General features: G+C 69.7%; 19 protein-coding genes. 10 read left to right on the forward strand and 9 right to left on the reverse strand.

Annotated features, from left to right (window positions below; genetic code table 11):
- Positions 1–912, reverse strand: a complete 912-nt coding sequence (locus ACYVAK_RS01470; protein ID WP_461058606.1) for an SPFH domain-containing protein — start codon at positions 910–912, stop codon at positions 1–3.
- Positions 913–1,071: 159 nt separating this feature from the next.
- On the opposite strand from ACYVAK_RS01470, the gene ACYVAK_RS01475 reads away from it, so the two are divergent.
- Genes ACYVAK_RS01475 through ACYVAK_RS01485 form a run of 3 tightly spaced genes read left to right on the forward strand, consistent with a single transcriptional unit; the run spans position 1,072 to position 3,344 of the window.
- Positions 1,072–1,641, forward strand: coding sequence for an RNA polymerase sigma factor (locus tag ACYVAK_RS01475; protein ID WP_461057255.1), 570 nt, complete (start codon positions 1,072–1,074; stop codon positions 1,639–1,641).
- Positions 1,634–2,218: a hypothetical protein gene (locus ACYVAK_RS01480; protein WP_461057257.1), complete on the forward strand. Its 585-nt coding sequence runs from the start codon at positions 1,634–1,636 to the stop codon at positions 2,216–2,218. The genes ACYVAK_RS01475 and ACYVAK_RS01480 overlap by 8 nt, the downstream gene beginning before the upstream one ends.
- Before the next feature lie 28 nt (positions 2,219–2,246).
- Positions 2,247–3,344 (forward strand): PDZ domain-containing protein, encoded by a 1,098-nt coding sequence (locus ACYVAK_RS01485; RefSeq protein WP_461057259.1) that lies wholly within the window; start codon positions 2,247–2,249, stop codon positions 3,342–3,344.
- A 1-nt stretch (position 3,345) separates the two neighbouring features.
- On the opposite strand, the gene ACYVAK_RS01490 is transcribed toward ACYVAK_RS01485, so the two are convergent.
- The 4 genes from ACYVAK_RS01490 to ACYVAK_RS01505 form a co-directional block, all read right to left on the reverse strand.
- Positions 3,346–4,299 (reverse strand): DUF6607 family protein, encoded by a 954-nt coding sequence (locus ACYVAK_RS01490; protein ID WP_461057261.1) that lies wholly within the window; start codon positions 4,297–4,299, stop codon positions 3,346–3,348.
- A gap of 44 nt (positions 4,300–4,343) precedes the next feature.
- Positions 4,344–6,575, reverse strand: coding sequence for a TonB-dependent hemoglobin/transferrin/lactoferrin family receptor (locus ACYVAK_RS01495; protein ID WP_461057263.1), 2,232 nt, complete (start codon positions 6,573–6,575; stop codon positions 4,344–4,346).
- Positions 6,576–6,684: 109 nt separating this feature from the next.
- Positions 6,685–6,837, reverse strand: coding sequence for a hemin uptake protein HemP (hemP, locus tag ACYVAK_RS01500; protein WP_461058608.1), 153 nt, complete (start codon positions 6,835–6,837; stop codon positions 6,685–6,687).
- Between the two features lie 150 nt (positions 6,838–6,987).
- On the reverse strand, positions 6,988–7,959 hold the full coding sequence (locus ACYVAK_RS01505; RefSeq protein WP_461057265.1) for a potassium channel beta subunit family protein: 972 nt from the start codon (positions 7,957–7,959) through the stop codon (positions 6,988–6,990).
- Between the two features lie 304 nt (positions 7,960–8,263).
- On the opposite strand from ACYVAK_RS01505, the gene ACYVAK_RS01510 reads away from it, so the two are divergent.
- From ACYVAK_RS01510 to motB, 5 genes are all read left to right on the forward strand, one after another.
- Positions 8,264–8,833 (forward strand): TMEM165/GDT1 family protein, encoded by a 570-nt coding sequence (locus ACYVAK_RS01510; RefSeq protein ID WP_461057267.1) that lies wholly within the window; start codon positions 8,264–8,266, stop codon positions 8,831–8,833.
- A gap of 79 nt (positions 8,834–8,912) precedes the next feature.
- Entirely contained in the window at positions 8,913–10,265 is a 1,353-nt protein-coding gene (locus tag ACYVAK_RS01515) for a NupC/NupG family nucleoside CNT transporter (RefSeq protein ID WP_461057269.1), read from the forward strand.
- A gap of 7 nt (positions 10,266–10,272) precedes the next feature.
- On the forward strand, positions 10,273–11,247 hold the full coding sequence (locus ACYVAK_RS01520) for a ribokinase (RefSeq protein ID WP_461057271.1): 975 nt from the start codon (positions 10,273–10,275) through the stop codon (positions 11,245–11,247).
- Positions 11,248–11,365: 118 nt separating this feature from the next.
- Positions 11,366–12,229 (forward strand): flagellar motor stator protein MotA, encoded by an 864-nt coding sequence (motA, locus tag ACYVAK_RS01525; protein WP_461057273.1) that lies wholly within the window; start codon positions 11,366–11,368, stop codon positions 12,227–12,229.
- Between the two features lie 24 nt (positions 12,230–12,253).
- Positions 12,254–13,252 carry a flagellar motor protein MotB gene (gene motB, locus ACYVAK_RS01530; protein WP_461057275.1) on the forward strand — a complete coding sequence of 333 codons (999 nt, stop codon included), beginning with the start codon at positions 12,254–12,256 and terminating at the stop codon, positions 13,250–13,252.
- Positions 13,253–13,256: 4 nt separating this feature from the next.
- Here the strand turns inward: motB and ACYVAK_RS01535 are convergent, their stop codons facing one another.
- Positions 13,257–14,261, reverse strand: a complete 1,005-nt coding sequence (locus ACYVAK_RS01535; protein WP_461057277.1) for a 2-hydroxyacid dehydrogenase — start codon at positions 14,259–14,261, stop codon at positions 13,257–13,259.
- A gap of 113 nt (positions 14,262–14,374) precedes the next feature.
- Here ACYVAK_RS01535 and dusB point away from each other — a divergent pair, with 113 nt between their 5' ends.
- Positions 14,375–15,373, forward strand: coding sequence for a tRNA dihydrouridine synthase DusB (gene dusB / locus ACYVAK_RS01540; RefSeq protein ID WP_461057279.1), 999 nt, complete (start codon positions 14,375–14,377; stop codon positions 15,371–15,373).
- Here the strand turns inward: dusB and ACYVAK_RS01545 are convergent.
- From ACYVAK_RS01545 to olsF, 3 genes are all read right to left on the reverse strand, one after another.
- Entirely contained in the window at positions 15,319–16,410 is a 1,092-nt protein-coding gene (locus ACYVAK_RS01545) for a metal-dependent hydrolase (protein ID WP_461057281.1), read from the reverse strand. The genes dusB and ACYVAK_RS01545 overlap by 55 nt on opposite strands.
- Positions 16,411–16,490: 80 nt before the next feature.
- Complete coding sequence (locus ACYVAK_RS01550; RefSeq protein WP_461057283.1) at positions 16,491–17,354, reverse strand: UDP-2,3-diacylglucosamine diphosphatase; 864 nt, start codon at positions 17,352–17,354, stop codon at positions 16,491–16,493.
- On the reverse strand, positions 17,351–19,081 hold the full coding sequence (gene olsF / locus ACYVAK_RS01555) for a bifunctional ornithine lipid synthase OlsF (RefSeq protein ID WP_461057285.1): 1,731 nt from the start codon (positions 19,079–19,081) through the stop codon (positions 17,351–17,353). The genes ACYVAK_RS01550 and olsF overlap by 4 nt, the downstream gene beginning before the upstream one ends.
- Before the next feature lie 229 nt (positions 19,082–19,310).
- Here olsF and metK point away from each other — a divergent pair, with 229 nt between their 5' ends.
- Positions 19,311–20,552, forward strand: coding sequence for a methionine adenosyltransferase (gene metK / locus ACYVAK_RS01560; RefSeq protein WP_461057287.1), 1,242 nt, complete (start codon positions 19,311–19,313; stop codon positions 20,550–20,552).
- Positions 20,553–20,580: the final 28 nt, after the last annotated feature.

Below are 20,580 nucleotides of genomic sequence, written 5' to 3' on the forward strand. Positions count from 1 at the left end.
TCAGCGCGGAATCGCCGGCGGGTTGGCGCGGACCGCCGCCTTGGCGGCCTGGCCGGCCTGCTGGTTGGACAGCCCTTCCTTCGCGAGCTCGGCGATGCCCGCGATGGAGGAGATGATGCCCGTCGTCTCCATCGGCATCATCACGAACTTGCTGTTCTGGGAGTGCGCGAGTTCGCGGAAAGCCTCGACGTACTTCTGCGCGACAAAGTAGTTGATGGCCTGCACGTCGCCCTTGGCGATGGCCTCGGAGACCATGCGGGTGGCATTGGCCTCGGCCTCGGCGAGGCGCTCGCGCGCCTCGGCTTCGAGGAAGGCGGCTTCCTTCTTGCCCTGCGCCTCGAGAACGGCACCCTGCTTCTCGCCCTCGGCACGCAGGATCTCGGCGGCGCGCAAACCTTCGGCCTCGAGGATGTTGGCGCGCTTCTCGCGTTCTGCCTTCATCTGCCGGGCCATGGAATCGATCAGGTTCTGCGGCGGCTGGATGTCCTTCAGCTCGATGCGGTTGACCTTGATGCCCCAAGCGTGGGTGGCGGTGTCGATCACGCCCAGCAGCTTGGCGTTGATCTCGTCGCGCTTCGAGAGCGACTCGTCAAGGTCCATCGAGCCGATGGCGGTACGGATGTTGGTCATCACCAGGGCGATGGTGGCGGACTCGAGGTCGGACACCTCGTAGGCGGCCTTGGCCGCGTCGAGCACCTGGAAGAACACCACGCCATCGACCTTCACCACCGCGTTGTCCTTGGTGATGACGTCCTGGCTGGGGATGTCCAGGACCTGCTCCATCATGTTGATCTTGCGGCCGACGCCCTGCACCACGGGGAACAGGAAATGCAGGCCCGGCTCCATCGTATGGGTGTACTTGCCGAAGCGCTCGACCGTCCACTCGAAACCCTGCGGTACGACGCGGACCATCTTGAAGAGGAAGAGGATGCCGACGACGACGATGACGCCGATCAGGATGGCCACGGTGACGCTCCTTGGATGCGAGGGGGATACCGGGGAGTATAGGCACGCCGCACGGCGCCCCGATGGGGCTGCGACCTATTCCGCCACTCCCGCATCCTCGTGGCAGTGACCCGGACCTCCGCCTTCGCCATCGATGTCCCCGACGCCCTCCTCGCCAGGGCGCGGAACCGCGACGCCGCGGCCTGCGAGCAGCTGTACCGCTGGTTCGAGCGTCCGGTGCATGGATTGGCTTTGCGCATGCTCGGCTGCCCGGACACCGCGATGGACGTGCTGCAGGACACGTTCCTGAAGGTCTTCGACAAGTTGCCCGGCTTCCGCGGCGATTCGCCGTTCTGGGGCTGGCTGCGGCAGGTGGCCGTCAATGAATGCCTGATGCGGCTGCGCGGTCGCGGGCGCGACGAGCCGGCGGAGGCCGAGCCCTTCGAGCCCGACCTGCACGAGCACGAGGGCCTGCTGCCCCCGCAGGCCGCCGATGCCGCCGCGCTGGCGCAGGCGCTCGGCCGCTTGCCGGACAAGACCCGCAGCGTGCTTTGGCTCTACCACGCCGAGGGCTACACGCATGAGGAGATCGCGACCCTGCTTGGGCAGAGCGTCTCCTTTTCCAAATCCCAACTGGCGCGCGGCACGCGAAAGCTGCGCGCCCTGCTGCAACTGACGGAGGTTACCCATGCCTGACGTGGGCCATCCCCTTCCCCGACGCGCCGAAGGCACCGGCCCCGGCATCCCGATCACCGAGGCCCTGCGCGCCATCGCCCTCGAGGCGCCGCCGACCAGTGCGTGGCCCGCTATTGCCGCGGCGGCCCGGCTCGAACGGCAACGCGCTCCCTTCGTCCATCGCTGGCCCTACGCGATCGCCTCCGCGGCGGCCCTGGCGCTGGCCCTCCTGCTGCCGGTGCCCGACCGGGGGCCGACCATCGGCATCGCGACGGAAGCCGCAAGCGAAGGCCGGGCGGGGCCCGTCGACCTGCCCGCCCTGATGCAGGAATCCGCGCGCCTCGAGCGGCTGATCGCCGCCGTCAACGATGATCCTCTGCAACCGGCCGACGCGCTGGTACTCGGACTCGCTTTCGAGGATGAACTCGCCGGCATCGATGCCGCCCTGGCCGCGGCGCCGCGCGGCTCGCGCGATGCCGAGGAACTCTGGCAGCAGCGCGTCGACACCCTGTCGCGCTATGCCGACCTGCAATCGTCGCGACGACTGTTGGCTTCCGCGGGCCAACCCTATGTGACCACCCTGGTCGCTTTGCACTGACCTCGAACGCCCGTCCAAGGAGACAGCCATGAAGACCCCAACGCTGGAGCGCACGCTGGCGGCCGCGCTTGCACTCGCACTCGCCGGCACCGTCAATGCGCAGGCCGGAAGCACCCCCGCCGCGCCCGACCTCGCGGAGAAGCGCGCCGAGCTGCTCCGCCTGCAGGCGGAGATCACCGCGCTCGGACGACGCATGGGCGAACTCAGCCGAGCACTGGGCGAACAGGAGCGCCGCATCGTCGTCACACGCGTCGAAGGCGATCGTCCTGGCCTCGGGATCGTCCTCGGACCGGAGGATGCCGATGCATTGACCATTGCAGCCGTGACCCCGGGCGGTCCGGCCGACAAGGCCGGACTGCGCTCGGGCGATGTCCTGCGCAGCATCGACGGCCGCGACCTGAGCGACCGCGAGAGCGCGACGGCCCTCGGGGAGGTGCTGCGCGGCAAGCGGAGCGGCGACGGCGTGAGCGTGGGTTACTTGCGCGATGGCCGTCCCGCGACGGTGGACGTGACCCTGGCGCCGATCGCGCGGACGGCCAGGGTCCGCTGGATCGACGGGGAAGGGTCGCCCGCGGCCCGTGCGCGCGGGGACGCCCGTCCCGACGACGCGGGCGCGCATCATCCGAGCGGACGCCCCGAGCCGGGGCGCGACTCACGGCATTACATCGAGATCGTCAGCGAAGGCGCCGGGGAAGGTGGCGCCATCCGTCGCGCCTTCCGCTTCCAGGGCCTCAACCTGAGCAGCCTCGACGCCGACCTCGGCCGCTACTTCGGCACCAGCGAGGGAGCGCTGCTGATCCGCGCTAGCGACGCCCTGCCCGGCCTGAAGTCGGGCGACGTCATCACCGCCATCGACGGGAGGCCGGTCACGTCGCCCCGCGACGTGATGCGTGCCCTCGGCGCCGAGGAGGCCGGCGTGCGGCTGTCGCTGCGAATCCTCCGCGAACGCGCGGCGCGGAACATCGAGATCACGATTCCCGAAAACCGCCCCCTCGACTTCCTCCCGCCTCCGCCGCCCACGCCCCCGGCACCACCGGCGCCCCCCTCGCCGCCGAATGGCGCATCGCCTCCGGCACCACCCGCCCCGCCGGCACCGCCGGCCGGCGGCGCCTCGACGATGATCTGATTCAGCGCCGCGCCGTGGCCTCGATGGCGGCCGGCAGCGGTTCGACGTGGCGTTCGAAGACGCGGTCGATGGCGGAGGCATCGACCGCGTCGCCGCTTTCGGCCCTTGAAGCGAGGTTGAACAGGCCGACGATCACCGGCATGCCGTCGACGTTCGTATCGATGACGAGGCCACCGGTGTCCAGCGCGGCCTGCCAGCGCGCGCGAACCTCGGCCCAGAACGGCGCCGTGGCCTGCCAGTAGCGGTAGGCCGGACCAAAATCCGTTTCCGTCGTTCGGCGATAGTCGTTGAAGCCGAACTCGCGGGTCAGCGTCCGCACCGTGGTTTCACCCTCGCGCACCGTCTTGGTGTTGTCCTGCTCGTGGGTCCAGCCGAACGGCGTGATGGTATGGCGGTTCTCGACGTTCAAGGCGTTGTAGTCCTCGCGCGTCGTGTACTCGCGGCGCGGCAGCGGACGCCAGCTGCGGTCCGAGGTCCAGGTGGCGTTGCCGTACTTGTGGTTCCACGCGCCCGTGCCGCAATAGCGAGGCGCATCCGACACCTCGAAGACGCACTGCGTCCACTTCCCGGCGGTTTCGTCCGGTGCGAGGGCACGCACCCGCCAGGTCTGGTCGGCGACGAACTCGAAGCGCGACGGTGCCTCGTAGGTCCAATCTTGCCGCCAGTGCTTGGTCACATGGCCGTTCGGCGCGACCAGCAGGTGCTGCAGGACGATCCTCGAGGGCGTGTCCTCGACCAGGAGGACCACCTCGCGAGCGCCGCTGTCCTTCGACTCGCGAGCCTCGTAGCCGGCGGCAAGCGGGACGGTCTCCTCGAAGGAGAAGGTAACGGCGTACTCGCCCTGCATGGCGAGGATGGCGGCGCGATCGTCGGCGGGTGGCGTGGCCGCGGTGGCGGCAGGGATGCCGAGGGCGGCGAGGATGACGGGGACGAGCGGCTGGAACGAGGGACGCATGGCGATCTCCAGAAGGACGGGCGTGACGGGCTTCGAGGCGGGCGTCAGAACGATGCCGTGAGGGTGACGCGGGCATTGCGGCCGGCGCGGGTGTAGCGATCGAGGACGGGCGAACTGGCCGGGACACCAGCGGTATCGGCGGCGTCCCAGACACGCCGGTCGGCGAGGTTGAACACCGCCGCTTCCACCCGCCAGACGGAGGAGAGCCGCGCGTCCGCGATCACGTCGATCAACGCATGCCCGGGGGCGATGAAGGCGCCAGCATCGCTGACGTCCCGCTGCCGGGCCGCGGCGCTGGCCACCAGTTCGACGCCCGCGGCGTCCACACGCCATCCCGCGCCGAGCACCGCACGGAGCGGATCGATCGACGACAGCCAGAGATCGGCGCTGCGGTCGACGCCGCGCGTCCGGCTGGCGGCGAAGCGTAGGTAGCCGCCACGCCAGCCCAAGTCGTCGAGCGCGAGACGCGCGCTGGCTTCGGCGCCCCACGTGTCGACACGCGCGCGGTTCACCGACTGGAACAGGAGCAGGCCGGTCGCCGGGTCGACGCCGACATTGCGGCGCGAATCGATGAAATCCCGGTAGCGCGTGGCGTGCGCGGCGACGGTCCAATGCCAGGGCCCATGGTCGCCGCGCAGGCCGACGTCGAGGCCGCGGCTGGTCTCGGGCTTCAGGTCCGGATTCGGCAAGGCCGCATAGCCGGACGCCACGTTGGTGAAGCCGAGGTTGGCGTCGTCATAGGGCGGCGCGCGGAAGCCGGCGGCCGCATTGGCGTAGAGCGAGATCGCGTCGCTGAACGACCAGACCAGCCCGAGCTTGGGGCTCCAGCGCTGCGCGTCGAGCCCCACGGGCACGAAGCCGGGGTTGTCCCCCGCGAAGATCGGGTCGAGCGACGGGTCGAGCCGGTAGTCGTCGTAGCGCAGCGCAGGAACGAGTCGCAGCGCGCCATCGAGCAGCGGAATGTCGGCCTGGGCGAACAGCGCCCACTCACGGGTGCGGCTGAGGGGGAAGTCGCGGACCGGGAAGACGTCGGGGAAGATGGTGCCGCTCACCGCCCCGGTGGCCAGATTGACGCTGCGACCATCCCGCTTCTGCCGGATGTCCGTTTCGGTGGCTTGGACGCCGTAGAGCAGCTCGACGGTGCCGAGCGCCTTGTCCGCCACCATCTCGACGCCGTGCTCGCGCTGGAAGAAATCGAACAGGCGCTCGCGCCGCGTCGGGTTCACCGCCGCGTTGGCGACCACGGAGGCGCGCTGTTCGAACGTGGCCTGCTCGGTCGTGCTGTCCTGGCGGTGCCACTGCCAACGCAGGGTGTCCGCCACAGCATGGTCGATCGCATGCACGCCATCGAGGGACACCCTGGCCCGGGTCTTGCGATCGTCCGCGTCGAGCGACTGCACGCGCACGCGCTGCCCGAAAACGACGGTATCGCCGCGCGCCGACAGCACGCTGGTCGCCGCCGTGGACTCACCCGCGTCCACGGTCAGCCGCAGCCGGTCTCCGTCGCCAAGGTCGTAGAGCAGCTTGCCCAACAGGGCCCGTTGCGCCTGCTCGCTCGGGTTCGCCGCGGTACGCGAGGCATCGGGCGCCTCGTCGCGTCCGAAATTCTCCGCTTCGTGGCCATCGCGGGCCTGCGCATGCACGAGCCATGACCAGTCGCCACGTTGCGCCGCGACGGTCGCCCCGAGGCGCGCGCCGTCGTCGACGCTGGACGCGCCGGCCCGCAGGCGGCCGGCGAAGCCCTCCTCGCCGTCGAGCACGTCGGCGGGATCGAGCGTGACGAAGCGGACCGTGCCGCCAAGCGCGTCTGAACCATAGAGCGCGCTGGCCGGACCTCGGAGGACCTCCGCCTGCTTCAGTATCGAAACGTCGACCGCATCGCGGTCGGCATCGGCGAAGCTGCCGATGCTGAACGCGTCGGCGATGGCCACCCCGTCCACCTGCAGCTGCACCCGATTGCCGCCAAGCCCGCGGATCCGCACGTCACCAAGTCCGAAACGACCGTAGCCGCCGCGCACCGAGACGGAAGGCTCGTAACGGAACAGCTCGCGGAGATCCTGCGCCTGCGTGCGTTCGATTTCCTGGCGCGGGACCACGTCGACCGTCGCAGGCGCGTCGGCGACGGTGCCTTGGTTGCGGGTGGCGACCACGACGACGGCGTCGAGCGTGGCCGGCTCGGGGGCGGGGGACGGCGAGGGGACGGCGGCAACCGTCGACGGGAACAGGGGGGCGGACAGCGCAAGGCCGACCGCCGCCGCGAGGCAGCGGGGACGCATGGAGAACTCCAGGGGTTCGGAATGGAACCGGCGGAGCGGGCGTCCGGAAGGGACCGGGGCTGGCAACCGGGCCGTCGAGCGACGGCGTGGGGGGCTTACGGGTGGGGCGTCACTTCACGAGGATCAGCTTGTCGTTCCGCGTGTGGCGCAGGCGGTACACCTTGTCACCGTGGACGATCTCGATCTCGCGGGCGCCGTTGAGCAGCAGGCGGCTGTCGACCGCTGGCGCGTGAACCGCGGCGGCGGGGCGGTGGGCGGCCATCAGGCGGGCCGGGCTGGGAGGAAGCGGGGGCACATCGACGACGGGCATGGCGCACTCCGGATGGATGGGGGTGGTGGGCAACGCAAATGCTACTGATTCTCATTTGACTGTCAACACCCAAGGGGGAAGCCCACCCCTGCCCCCGCTTGGTCAGGCGAAGGCCGCTTCGAGGCGCGCCTTCGTCGCGGCGTCGATCTTCGGCAACACGTCGAGCGCGCTCAGGTTCTGCGTGAGCTGCTCGGGCTTCGTCGCGCCAAGGATCACGCTGGAGACGCGCGGGTTCGCGAGGCACCAGGCGATGGCCAGCGGCGCCGGTTCGACGCCGAGTTCGTTCGCCACGGAGATGAAGCGCTGTACGCGTGCCAGCGTCGCCGCGCCCTCCTCGCCCTGCACCTTCTTCTGCAGCCATTCGTAACCGGGCGTCGCCAGCCGCGAACCGGCCGGGATGCCGCCGGCGTACTTGCCGGTGAGCAGGCCCGAGGCGAGCGGCGACCAGGTCGTCGTGCCGAGGCCGATGGACGCATACAGCGGCGCGTATTCGCGCTCGACGCGATCACGGTGCAACAGGCTGTACTGCGGCTGCTCCATGCTCGGGCCGACAAGGTGATGCGCCTTGGCGATTCGGTCGGCTTCGGCGATGGCCTCGGCCGACCACTCCGACGTGCCCCAGTACAGCACCTTGCCGGCGCGTACCAGCTGGTCCATCGCCCACACAGTCTCCTCGATCGGGGTCTCCGGATCGGGGCGGTGGCAGAAGTAGAGATCGAGGTAGTCGACGCGCAGTCGCTTCAGCGCGGCGTCGCAGGCGTCGCGCACGTGCTTGCGCGACAGCCCCTTCTGCATCGGCGAAGGCTCGGCCGCCGCGCCGAAGTACACCTTGCTCGAGACCGCGAACGCATCGCGCGGGAAGCGCATGTCGGCGAGGACGTCGCCCATGATCTTCTCGGCCTCGCCCTTGGCATAGGTCTCGGCGTTGTCGAAGAAGTTGATGCCCGCATCGAAGGCCTGCGTGATCAGCCGCCGCGCTTCGCCGCGGCCCACCGAAGTGCCGAACGTGACCCAGGCGCCGAAGGACAGCGCGGAGACCTGCAGGCCGGTGCGGCCAAGGCGGCGGTAGAGCATGGAAACCTCGTCAACGCGATGCGGAGGCCGCGAAGTCTAGCGAAGCGGGCGGGCGTGCCCGACAGGCGTTCGACAACCCCCGCTTTGGCACCTACACTGAGCATCCCTTCGGGGAGTAGCCCTGCCATCCCACCGGCACCGCGCGTCAACACGCTTGGCCTGAACCGGCCATGGCGCGCGACCTCCGCCACGGCCACGCCGTGCGGCAGCGGGCAAGACCGGAGACCCCGCGGGCGCCTGTGACCGGGCCGTCTGTGTGGTCTTCGTTGTCTTCCGCCCTGTTGCCCGGTCGAATGGAGCCCCGATGGACGCCCTCTTCGTTTCCACCGCCGCCGTCGCGATCGCCGAGATCGGCGACAAGACCATGCTGCTCGCGCTGATCCTCGCAGCGCGCTATCGCCAGCCTTGGGCGATCGTCGCCGGCATCGCCGTCGCCACGCTCGCCAACCACGCGCTGGCCGGATGGGCCGGGGCCTGGGTGGCCTCGCTGGTTTCGCCCGAAGTGCTGAAGTGGGGCGTGGTCGCCTGCTTCGCCGCCGTCGCCGCATGGACGCTGATCCCCGACAAAATGGACGAGGATGAAGCCCCCAAGCCTTCGCGCTTCGGCGCCTTCCTCGCCACGACGGTTGCCTTCTTCATCGTCGAGATCGGCGACAAGACCCAGATCGCCACCGTGGTGCTGGCCGCCAAGTACCACCCGCTGTGGCAGGTCGTGGCCGGCACCAGCCTCGGCATGCTGCTGGCCAATGGCCCCGTCGTGCTGCTCGGCCATCGCTATGCCGACCGCCTGCCGCTGAAGGCGGCGCGCTGGAGCGCGGCGGCACTGTTCGCGGTACTGGCGGTGTGGGTGGCGGTGAGGGGCCTCGGCGGCTGAGCCCCGGGCGGCTGCGGCGCCCATTGCCCGCCCCGCCCCGACCCCCTACCCTGCCGCGGTCCCCATTCCGGTCACCCCGATGTCACAGATCCTCTTCGGCCTGTTCGGCCTCGCCGTGCTCATCGGCATCGCCTGGCTCTTCTCCAGCAACCGGCGTGCGGTGGACTGGCGCCTCGTCCTGACCGGCATGGCACTGCAGATCGTCTTCGCGCTGTTCGTCCTGGTGACGCCGTGGGGCGAGGCCGTGTTCAGCTGGATCTCGGCGGGCTTCGTCGCCCTGCTTGGCTACACCGGCGCGGGAGCCACGCTGATCTTCGGTGACATGGGCACGCCGCAGAAGTTCGGCTTCATCTTCGCCTTCCAGGTCCTGCCGACGATCATCTTCTTCGCCGCCTTCATGAGCGTGCTCTACCACCTGGGCGTGATGCAGGCCGTGGTGAAGGGCATGGCCTGGGTCATCATGAAGGTGATGCGCGTGTCGGGCGCCGAGACCCTGTCTGTGTGCGCGAACGCCTTCATCGGCCAGACCGAAGCCCCGCTGGTGGTGAAACCCTACGTCGCCGGCATGACGAAGTCGGAGTTGTTCTGCCTGATGGTGGGCGGCATGGCGACGATCGCCGGCGGCGTGATGGCGGCCTACGTGCAGATGCTGGGCGGTGCCGATCCCGAGGCGCAGCGCCAATTCGCCAAGCATCTGCTCACCGCCTCGATCATGGCCGCGCCTGCCGCGCTGCTGGTGGCCAAGGTGATGGCACCGGAAACCGAGGAGCCGCAAACCGCGGGGCACGTGACGGTGCCGGTCGAGAAGACGGCGGCCAATGTCATCGATGCCGCCGCCGCAGGCGCCTCGGACGGGCTGATGCTGGCCCTGAACGTGGGCGCCATGCTGCTCGCCTTCACCGCGTTGATCGCCCTGCTCAACGGCGTCATCGGCGGCGTCGCCGACGTCACCGGCCTGACCGCCTGGATGAACCCCGGCACCGACCCGCGCTGCCTCGCCGATGCCGCCTTCGCCGCGGACGTCGCCAACGCCTGCGCCGTGCAGCGCCTCAGCCTCTCGATGATCCTCGGCTGGATCATGGCGCCTCTGGCCTGGGTGATCGGCGTGCCGTGGAGCGAAGCCACCACGGTCGGCAGCCTGATCGGCAGCAAGATCGTCCTCAACGAGTTCATCGCCTACGGGCAGCTGTCCGACATCCTCGCCGGCAACGTCGCGGGCGTGACGCTCTCGTCGACCTCGGTGCTGATCGCCACCTACGCCCTGTGCGGCTTCGCCAACTTCAGCTCGATCGCCATCCAGCTCGGCGGGATCGGCAGCATCGCGCCGCAGCGTCGCGGCGACCTCGCCCGTTTCGGCCTCAAGGCCGTGCTGGGCGGCTCGCTGGCGACGATGATGACCGCGACGATCGCTGGCGTGATCAGCCAGCTCTGAGCCAACGATGGGCCGCGTCCTCGTCGTCGGCAGCTACAACCAGGACCTCGTCTGGGAGGTCGATGCGCTGCCGGCCCCGGGGGAAACCCGCGCCGGCCTCGCCTTCCGCGCGGGCCCGGGTGGCAAGGGATTCAACCAGGCCGTGGCCGCGGCCCGCGCCGGCGCATCGACCACCTTCATCGGCGCACTCGGCGACGATGCGATGGCCGAGGCGGCCCGTGCCTTGTCGCGCACCGAAGGCATCGACGGACGTTTCGAGACGATCCGCGACGCCGCGACCGGGACGGCGGGCATCCTCGTGGACGCGCAGGGCCGCAACAGCATCGTGGTGGCCCTTGGTGCGAACGACCGTCTCTCCGTGGCCCATGTCCAGGCGCAGGCCGCGGCGTTCCGCGGGGCCGCTGCGGTGCTCGCCCCGCTGGAATCGCCCCTTCCGGCCGTCCTCGCCGCGATGCGCCTCGGCCGTTCGGAAGGGGCTCGCACGATCCTCAACCCGGCCCCCCTGCGTGGCGGCCTCGATGCGGCGTCGCTCGCCGACATCGACCTGCTCACGCCGAACGAAACCGAGATGGCCGAACTGCTCCCCCACTTCGGCGTCGGCCACGTCGATGCGGGAGGGCTCCGGCATCTCGCCGATGCGGAACTCGCGGGCTTGTGCGCGCGCCTTCCGGTGCCGTACGTCCTCATGACCCTCGGCGAGGCCGGCGTGTTCCTCGCTCCGGGCGGACGGCCCCGCGGGCCCGCCGCGTCCTCGGGCGCGATGGCCCGCGTCCCCGCCGCCGCCGTCCACGCCATCGACACCACCGGTGCCGGCGACGCCTTCAACGGCGCGCTCGCCGCGGCCTGGGCGGAGTCGCCCTCGGCCGACCCGGCCTCGCTGCTGACGTTCGCCGTCCGCTTCGCCGGCCTGTCCACCGAACGCCGCGGCGCCGCCGCCGCCATGCCGAGCCGCACCGAGGTCGCCGGCCGCTTCGCCACCTGAGCAGCCTGCGCCCGAGCGTTGTGAAGCCCCCCGCGTTTCACCAAGGTCGAAGCGACACCGTCCTCGACCTTCGGCTAGCATGGCTCTTCGCTGAGGCCAAGGACCCTGGAGGGAGCCCGTGTTCGTACTGATCGGCTATGTCGTGATCCTGGCCTGCGTGTTCGGCGGCTTCATCGTCGCGGGCGGCAACATCATGGTCATCGTCAAGGCCGCGGCGGTCGAGACGCTCATCATCGGCGGCGGCGCGCTCGGCGCCTTCATCGCCGGCAACACGATGAAGAACATCAAGGGCAGCATCAGTGGCGCGCTCGGCCTGCTGAAGGGTCCGAAGTTCGGCAAGGCCGATTACATCGAACTGCTGAAGCTGCTCTACGAGCTGCTGATGAAGATCCGCAAGGAAGGCCTGATGGCCGTCGAGTCGCACGTCGAGAACCCCGAGGCGAGCGCGATCTTCCAGAAGTACCCCAAGGTGATGGCCGACCACCACCTCCTCGATTTCATCACCGACTGCCTGCGCCTGATGATCGGCGGCAACATGAACCCGCACGAGCTCGAGGCCGTGCTGGAGGCCGAGCTCGACACCCACCACAAGGAGGCCCACGCCCCCGCGCACTCGGTGCAGGTGGTGGCGGACGGCCTCCCTGCCTTCGGCATCGTGGCCGCCGTGCTCGGCATCGTGAAGGTGATGGAGTACGTCGGCAACGCCCCGCCGGAGGTCATCGGCCAGAAGGTGGCCGCGGCGCTGGTCGGCACCTTCCTCGGCATCCTGCTCGGCTACGGCTTCGTGGGGCCGGTGGCGTCGGCCATGGGCGTGCGCTCGGAAGAGGACAGCAAGCCCTTCGAGCTGGTGAAGATCGCCCTGCTCGCCTCGGTGCGCGGCTACCCGCCGCCGGTGGCGATCGAGTTCGCGCGCAAGCAGCTGTTCTCCGACATCCGCCCGTCGTTCGCGGACCTCGAAACCGAACTCAAAGGCGCGAAGTAAACGCGCTCCGGCGGAGGCCCGACCATGGCCGGCAAAGAAGAACAGCCGATCATCATCGTCAAGAAGAAGATCAACGCGGGCGGCCACCACGGCGGCGCGTGGAAGGTGGCGTACGCCGACTTCGTCACCGCGATGATGGCCTTCTTCATGGTGATGTGGCTCACCGCCACGATGCCCCAGGAGCAGCTCGGCGGCATGGCCGAGTACTTCAAGAATCCCTCGGTGCTGGAGGGCTTGTCGGTCGCGACGGTGCCGGGGTCGATGGGGCCCGGCGGCGCCGGCGATTCACCGGTGCAGGTCTTCGACGCCGTGAAGCCCCCGGACGGCGACCCCGGCGACGGCGAAACGGAGGATCCCGCCGAGGGCGGCGCGGCACCGATGACCGACGAGCAGATCGAGGCGCAGGCCCGCGAGATCGAGAGGCAGCGACTGGAAGACCTCAAGGAGCAGCTCGAGGAGGCCATCGACCAGAGTGCCTCGCTGTCGGCGTTCAAGGAGCAGCTGCTGCTCGACATCACGCCGGAAGGCCTGCGCATCCAGATCGTCGACCAGCAGAACCGGCCGATGTTCGACTCGGGCAGCTATCGCTTGCAGAGCTACACCATCAGCATCCTCAACGAATTGGCGCCTTACCTGCAGGGCGTGCCGAACCGCCTGAGCATCACCGGCCACACCGACACGACGCCCTTCGGCGGCGGCGACAGCGGCTACACCAACTGGGAGCTTTCCGCCGACCGCGCGAATGCCGCACGCCGGGCCCTGGTCACCGGCGGCGTCTCGATGGACAAGATGGCGCGCGTCGTCGGGGTTTCGGATTCGGTGCTGTTCGACAAGGACAACCCCACCAACCCGATCAATCGCCGCATCAGCATCATCGTGATGAACAAGGCGACGGAAGACGCGGCGCTGGGCCGGAACGAGGCATCGGCCGACGCCGGACCCGCATCGGACGCACCGGCCGACATACCGGCGGAAACCACCGACGACGTTCCGGCCGCCGACGACGTTCCAGCCGCCGACTAGGGCCTCAGCCGAGTTCGCGCTCGACGACAGGCTGGCCATGATCGATGGCCAGCAGGTTCATCGCGGTGGTCGCAGCGATCTGCGTGAGCGCCTCCCGAGTCAGGAACCCCTGGTGCGCGGTCACCACGACGTTCGGGAAGGTGAGCAGGCGGGCGAAGACGTCGTCGTCGATGCCGCGCTCCGAAAGGTCGCGGTCGAACAAACCGGCCTCCTCCTCGTAGACATCCAGCCCCACCGAGCCGAGGTGGCGGCGCTTCAGCGCGGCGATCAGCGCCTTCGTGTCGACGAGGCCGCCGCGGCTGGTGTTGATCAGCATCGCCCCGGGCTTCATCGCCGCGAGCCGACAGGCATCGACGAGATGCTTCGTCGCCGCCGCGAGCGGGCAATGCAGGGTCACGATATCGGCCTGGGGCAGCGCTTCGTCCAGCGGCACGAATACGCCGCCCAACGCCTCCACGCGAGCCCGAAGCACGGGCTCCGGCTGCGGGTCGACGGCGAGAACCCGGCAGCCCAGCCCCGCGAGGATCCTGGCCATCACCGTACCGATGCGTCCCGCCCCCACCACCGCCACGGTTTTGCCTTCGAAGTCGAACCCCACCAGCCCGTCGAGGGCGAGGTTGCCCTCCCGAACCCGCTGGTAGGCACGATGGGTCTTTCGGTTCAGCGTGAGCATCAACCCCAGCGCGTGCTCGGCGACCGCGGCCGGCGAATAGGCCGGTACGCGAAGCACGCGCAGGCCCAACCGTCGCGCGGCATCGATGTCGACGTTGTTGAAACCGGCGCAACGCAGGGCGATGCCACGTACGCCGCCCGTGACAAGGGCTTCGAGCACGGGGGCCGAGAGGTCGTCATTGACGAAGGCGCAGACGGCATCCGTGCCGACCGCCAGCGCGGCCGTTCGGACATCCAGCCGAGCCTCGAGCCGAACCGGTTCGATGCCGGCCCGCCCGAGGGCGTCGTCCAGCGTCTCGGCCTCGTAGGCGCGATGGGAGTAAACGGCGACGCGCATGGCGGGTTCCGATGGGGCGAGGCCCCCATCCTGCCGCGGGAGCGCGGCCGGGCATTTGACCTTGGTCAGCCCGGATTCCTGCGCCGGGCAGGCCGGCCTGCGAGAATGCAGGCATGCAGATCGGCCCCTACCGCATCGACCCACCCGTGGCGCTGGCCCCCATGGCCGGCGTCACCGACAAGCCGTTCCGGATGCTGTGCAAGCGTCTGGGCGCGGGCCTGTGCGTCTCCGAGATGACCACCAGCGATCCGCGCTTCTGGAACACGCCGAAGTCGCTGCGGCGCATGGACCACGTCGGGGAACCCGAGCCCGTGTCGGTGCAGATCGCCGGCACCGAGCCGGCCCAGCTCGCCGAGGCCGCGCGCTACAACGCCGCGCACGGCGCCGAACTCATCGACATCAACATGGGCTGCCCGGCCAAGAAGGTCTGCAACGTCGCCGCGGGCTCGGCCCTGCTGCGCGACGAGGCGCTGGTGGCGCGCATCCTCGAGGCGGTGGTCGGCGCGGTGGACGTGCCGGTGACGCTGAAGATCCGCACCGGCTGGTGCCGCGAGACGCGCAACGCACTGACCATCGCCCGCATCGCGGAGGCCAGCGGCATCGCCGCGCTGACCATCCACGGCCGCACGCGCAACGATTTCTACGAGGGTGAGGCGGAGTACGCCACCATCGCCGCGGTGAAGGCCACGGTGCGCATCCCCGTCATCGCGAACGGTGATGTCACCTCGCCGCACAAGGCGAAAGCGGTGCTCGAGGCCACCGGCGCCGATGCGGTGATGGTGGGTCGCGCCGCGCAGGGCCGGCCGTGGATCTTCCGCGAGATCGCCCACTTCCTCGCCACCGGCACCGAGCTGCCGCCGGTGACGCTGGCCGAGGTGCGCGACGTCCTGATCGGCCACCTCGAGCACCTGCACGCCTTCTACGGCGAACCGCAGGGCGTGCGCATCGCCCGTAAACACCTCGGCTGGTACGCCAAGGACCACCCCGAGCAGGCGATGTTCCGCACGGTCGTCAACGCCGCCGAGACCGGCGAGCGGCAGGTCGCCCTGACCCGCGACTACTTCGACGCGTTGATCGCCGGTGTCGCACCGGACTTCGCCTCGGCCGCCTGAGCGCGCGCCGCCGCGCGCTCGGCGAAGGGCGTGCCGGGGATCGGCTCGCCAAACCACACGCGGCGCCACAGCCCCGCCAACTGGCCCTCGCGCACCCGAGGCTGCTCGATCTGCCGGTTGTCAGCCGGCCCCCACGCACCGCCCTCTCGGCGCGCCACCGCGTGGGTGAAGAAGAACGTGGGGTGCTGACCCATGCGCAGGTCGCCGAGGCGCAGTTCGCCGTCGACGACATCCGCACGCTGGAAGCCGTGCGAGAACCACAGGAGTCGCTGCACGGCCCACAGGCCTCCGGCTTCGTCTAGGAGGCGGCGGTCGAAGCGGTGTTCGATGAACTCGATGGGGCCGTCGTCGGCCACCAGCGAGCGCTCGCCTTCGAGGTAGCCCTCCGGCGTCAGCACCACGACACGCCATGCCAAGGTGGTGAAGGGCATGGCCACGACAAGGCGCGGCGCCTCGGCATGCGGCGTGCCCCGCAGGCTTTCGGCGGCGACCGCGTCGACATGCTGCTGGGCCATGAGGCTCCAGCCGGCGTAGCCCGTGCTGAGCACGAGCCCGGCAACCAGCGCGGTAGCGCCTCGCCGGGCTTCGCCGGCGAGGGCGGCGGCCAGCACGGCCACAAGCAACGGCAAGGTGTAGAGCGGGTCGATGATGAACAGGCTGCCGCCCATCACCGGCGGCATGGCCAACGGCCAGAACAGCTGCGTGCCATAGACCGTGAGGGCATCGAGCAGGGGATGCGTCAGCAGCGGCAGGGCGATGGCGGCCAGCCACGCCCGAGGCACCTCGCGTACCGGCGCCCACCAGCGACGCAGGGCGGCCCAGAGCAGCAGCGCGAGAGGCAACAGCACGAACAGCGAGTGGCTGAAGCCCCGATGGAAGGTCATGTTGCTGACACCATCGCCGTAATCGACGAACACGTCGAGGTCGGGCAGCGTGCCCAAGGCCGCGCCGAGGAGGAGCGCCTTTCGGCGTTGGCGGGCTGGCACGCAAGCGGCCGCGACGGCGGCGCCCAGGACGGCTTGGGAGATCGAATCCATGGCCACAGCGTACGAAGCGTTCGTGCGCGCCGGGTGAGCGCCTGGGGGCGGCGTTCAGGCGAGACTGCCTGGCGGGGTGCTCAGGCGGCCTCCGGGAACGACTCGGGGGCCGGCATGCGGACGCGCACCTCGCGGCGCTCGTCGATCCAACACACCTTTGGGCCAAGACGCTCCAACGTCTCGCCTCGGTGGTCGAGCAGTCGGAGCGAGCCATCGCGATCCTCCACCAGCGCCGTCAGGCTTTCGACCCAATCGCCGTCATTGGCATAGACGAGGCCGTCGCGCTCGACCAGCGCCGGACGATGGATGTGGCCGCAGACGATGCCGTCGAGGCCGCGCCGGCGCACGTCGTCGAGTCCCGCGTCGATGAAGCGCGCGATGTAGCGCTCGGCCGCACCGCTCTGGCGCTTCAGGAAATCGGCGAGCGACCAGTAGCGCAGGCCGAAGCGTCGGCGCAGGGCGTTGGCCAGCCGGTTGCCGGTGAGGATGCGCTCGTACAGCCAGTCTCCCAGCTGCTCCTGGAACCCCCCGAGTGCCGTGGCGCTGTCGTAGTCGTCGCCATGCACGACCAGCAAGCGGCGGCCGTCGGCCGTGGTGTGGATCACGCGCCGGCGCACGCTCATGCGCGGCAGCATCAATCCGCAGAAGCGGCGGATGGGACGGTCGTGGTTGCCGGGCACGTAGATGATCTCGGTTCCGGCGGCGCGCAGCCGGTGCAGCGCCTCGACCACGTGGTTCTGCCCATGCCCCCAGGCCACGCGCTTGGCCGACATCCACCACAAGTCGACGATGTCGCCGACAAGGTAGAGGCGCTCCACGTCGAGCGTGCCGAGGAAGGTCGCCAGCTCCTCGGCGTGGCAGTGCTTCGAGCCGAGGTGCACGTCGGAGACGAAGGCCGCGCGACGACGCGGCGACGCGGGCATCGGCGACGCGATCGGGCTCATGCGGCCACCTCCCCGGCGATGTAGCGCTGGAACTTCTTCGGCTTGATGCGTTGCAGGTCGACTTCGATCAAGCCGTCCACGCAGTTCGCGAAGTCCGGGTCCACGCCGAAGGCGAGGAAGCGCGCCCCGCCCGGCTCGCAGAGCTCGGTGTACTGCTTGTAGAGCACCGGCACCTTGGCGCCCAGCGCGTCGAGGTTGGTGCGCAGCAGCCTGAAGCTCTGCTCGGCGTCGAGGCCGCGATAGCAAGGCGCGTCGGCGAGGAACCGGAACGGATGGCGCGCACGGGCCGGCGCGCGCGGCGCCGCCTCCAGCGCACCGTCCGCGCCGTAGTGCTGCCCGTAGTAGGCGACCAGCTGCTCGCGCGCGGCGATCGGCAGGTCGGCGCTGATCGACACCGGCCCGAACAGGTAGCGCACCTCGGGGTGCGCCCGCAGGTAGGCGCCAATGCCGATCCACAGGTCGTCGAGGCTGCGCGAGCCCCAGTAGGCCGGCGCCACGAAGCTGCGGCCGAGCTCCATGCCTTCCGCGGCATGGGCCTGCGCCTCCGAGCCGAACTCGAACAGGCTCGCGGTGTACAGGCCCTTCAGGCCGCGCGTGGCGAGCACCTCGGCGCCACGGCAGACGCGGTAGGCGCCGGCGACCTGCCAGGCCTCCGCGTCCCACAGCACGATGTGCTCGTACCAGGCGTCGTACGCATCGACATCGATCGCGCGCCCCGTGCCCTCGCCCACCGCGCGGAACGCCTGTTCACGCAGGCGGCCGAGCTCGCGCAGCAGCAGGCTGTCGGCCTTGAGCCTGCCGACGCGGATCTGCTTGCCGTCCGGCGTCCGGCCCAGTTCGCGCAAAGCGAGCACTTCGGCGCGCAGCGCGCCGCGATCGACGGCATGGGCCAGCGGCAGCGGATCGGGCGGCGCGGTCTCCCTGCGCGTGCCGATGGCCTGCAAGGCCTGGCGGATCGAGGCCAAGGCCTTGGCGGTGTCCGCGACAGCGTGCTCGGCGGCGATACGCCGCGGCAGGCCGATGCGCACGTCGATGCGCAGCCCGCGCGCCTTGAAGATCTCCCGCGGCAACAGCGCCGTGCCGACCGGTTTGTACAGGCTTGAGAGCCCATAGAACAGCGCGGAGTTCCGCGCCTTGATGCGCACCGGCAGCACCGGCGCCCCGCTCTCGCGGGCGAACTTCACGAAGCCGGCGCGCCACCGGCCATCCTGCACCCCGCGCCAGCCGAAGCGGGACACTTCCCCGGCCGGGAACACGATCACCGCCTGCTCGGCGTCGAGCGCAGCGCTCACGGCTTTCAGGCTCTCGACGCTCGGCTTGCCGCCGAGGATGCGCAGCGGCAGCAGCAGGTCCCGCAGGCCTTCGAACTCGAGCAGCAGGTCGTTGGCGAGGATGCGCACGTCGCGACGGACGGTCCCCACGAGATGCAGCAGCGCCATCGAGTCGAGCGCCCCTAGCGGGTGGTTGGCGACGATGATCAGGCGACCCGTTTGCGGGATCCGGCCGCGCTCGACCTGGTCGACCGTGTAGCGCGTGCCGACGTGGTCGAGTACGCCCTCGACGAAATCGAAGCCGGTTCGGTGGCCATTCGCCGCCAACCAGGCATTGATCGCATCGAGGCTCCCGAACTTCGCGATCGAGCGCACCAAGCTTTGGGCAAGGACCGCCTTCGGGCCCTCGAACCAGTGGGGGTAGCGTTCGGCGAGGCGGTGTTCGAGCTGGATCACCCTGGAGGCTCCGCGGTGGTTTGCCCAAGGCTGGCGACCCTTCGCGACGCCCTCGTTTCCCTGCGGTTGCATCCGCGTGACTCGCCCCGGGCGAACCGCGGCGCACCGGGGCCGACGCGTCGCACCCGCTTAACCATCGGCAACGCGGCCGGGACCAAGATGCACCCCGGGGCGAGGGGGTGTATCATCCGCCGCCCATCTTTCCATCCGAATCAAGGGATATAAGCGAGTGAGCAGCTACCTCTTTACGTCCGAGTCGGTGTCGGAAGGCCATCCGGACAAGATCGCCGACCAGATCTCCGATGCCGTGCTCGACGCGATCATCGCGCAGGATTCGCGAGCCCGCGTCGCCTGCGAAACGATGGTGAAGACCGGTGCGGCCATCGTCGCCGGCGAGGTCACCACCTCGGCGTGGGTCGACATCGAAGCCCTGGCCCGCAAGGTCATCAACGACATCGGCTACAACAACTCGAATGTCGGCTTCGACGGCCACACCTGCGCGATCATCAACATGATCGGCAAGCAGTCCCCCGACATCAACCAGGGCGTCGACCGCAAGAAGCCGGAAGAACAGGGCGCGGGCGACCAGGGCCTGATGTTCGGCTACGCCTGCGACGAAGCCCCGGAGTTCATGCCGGCGCCGATCTACTACTCGCACCGCCTGGTCGAGCAGCAGGCCAAGGTCCGCAAGAGCGGCAAGCTGAAGTGGCTGCGCCCGGACGCGAAGTCGCAGGTCACCCTGCGCTACGACGGCAACACCATCCTCGGCCTCGACGCCGTGGTGCTGTCGACGCAGCACGATGACGGCGTGAAGCAGAAGGACATCATCGAAGGCGTCATCGAGCACATCTTCAAGCCGGTGCTCCCGAAGGAGTGGCTGGCGAAGCTGCCGAAGTCGAAGATGCACATCAACCCGACCGGCAAGTTCGTGATCGGCGGCCCGGTGGGCGACTGCGGCCTGACCGGCCGCAAGATCATCGTCGACTCGTACGGCGGCATGGCCCGCCACGGCGGCGGCGCCTTCTCGGGCAAGGACCCGTCGAAGGTCGACCGCTCGGCTGCCTACGCGGCCCGCTACGTGGCCAAGAACATCGTCGCCGCCGGCCTCGCCCGCAAGTGCGAAGTGCAGGTCTCGTACGCCATCGGCGTGGCCGAGCCGACCTCGATCTCGGTGACCACCTTCGGCACCGGCGTGGTCGATGACGCCGTCATCGAGAAGCTGATCCGCAGCCACTTCGACCTGCGCCCGTACGGCATCACCAAGATGCTGGACCTCGAGCACCCGATCTACCAGGCCACCGCCAGCTACGGCCACTTCGGCCGCAAGCCGAAGGAAGTGACCTACACGGGCGCCGACGGCAAGAAGAAGACCGCCACCGCCTTCTCGTGGGAGAAGACCGACCGCGCCGAGGCGCTGAAGGACGCGGCGGGCCTGAACAAGGCCGCCAAGGCGAAGTCGAAGAAGAAGTAAGTCTTCGGCGCGTTGAAGCAACAAACGG

Source organism: Silanimonas algicola, assembly GCF_054777375.1.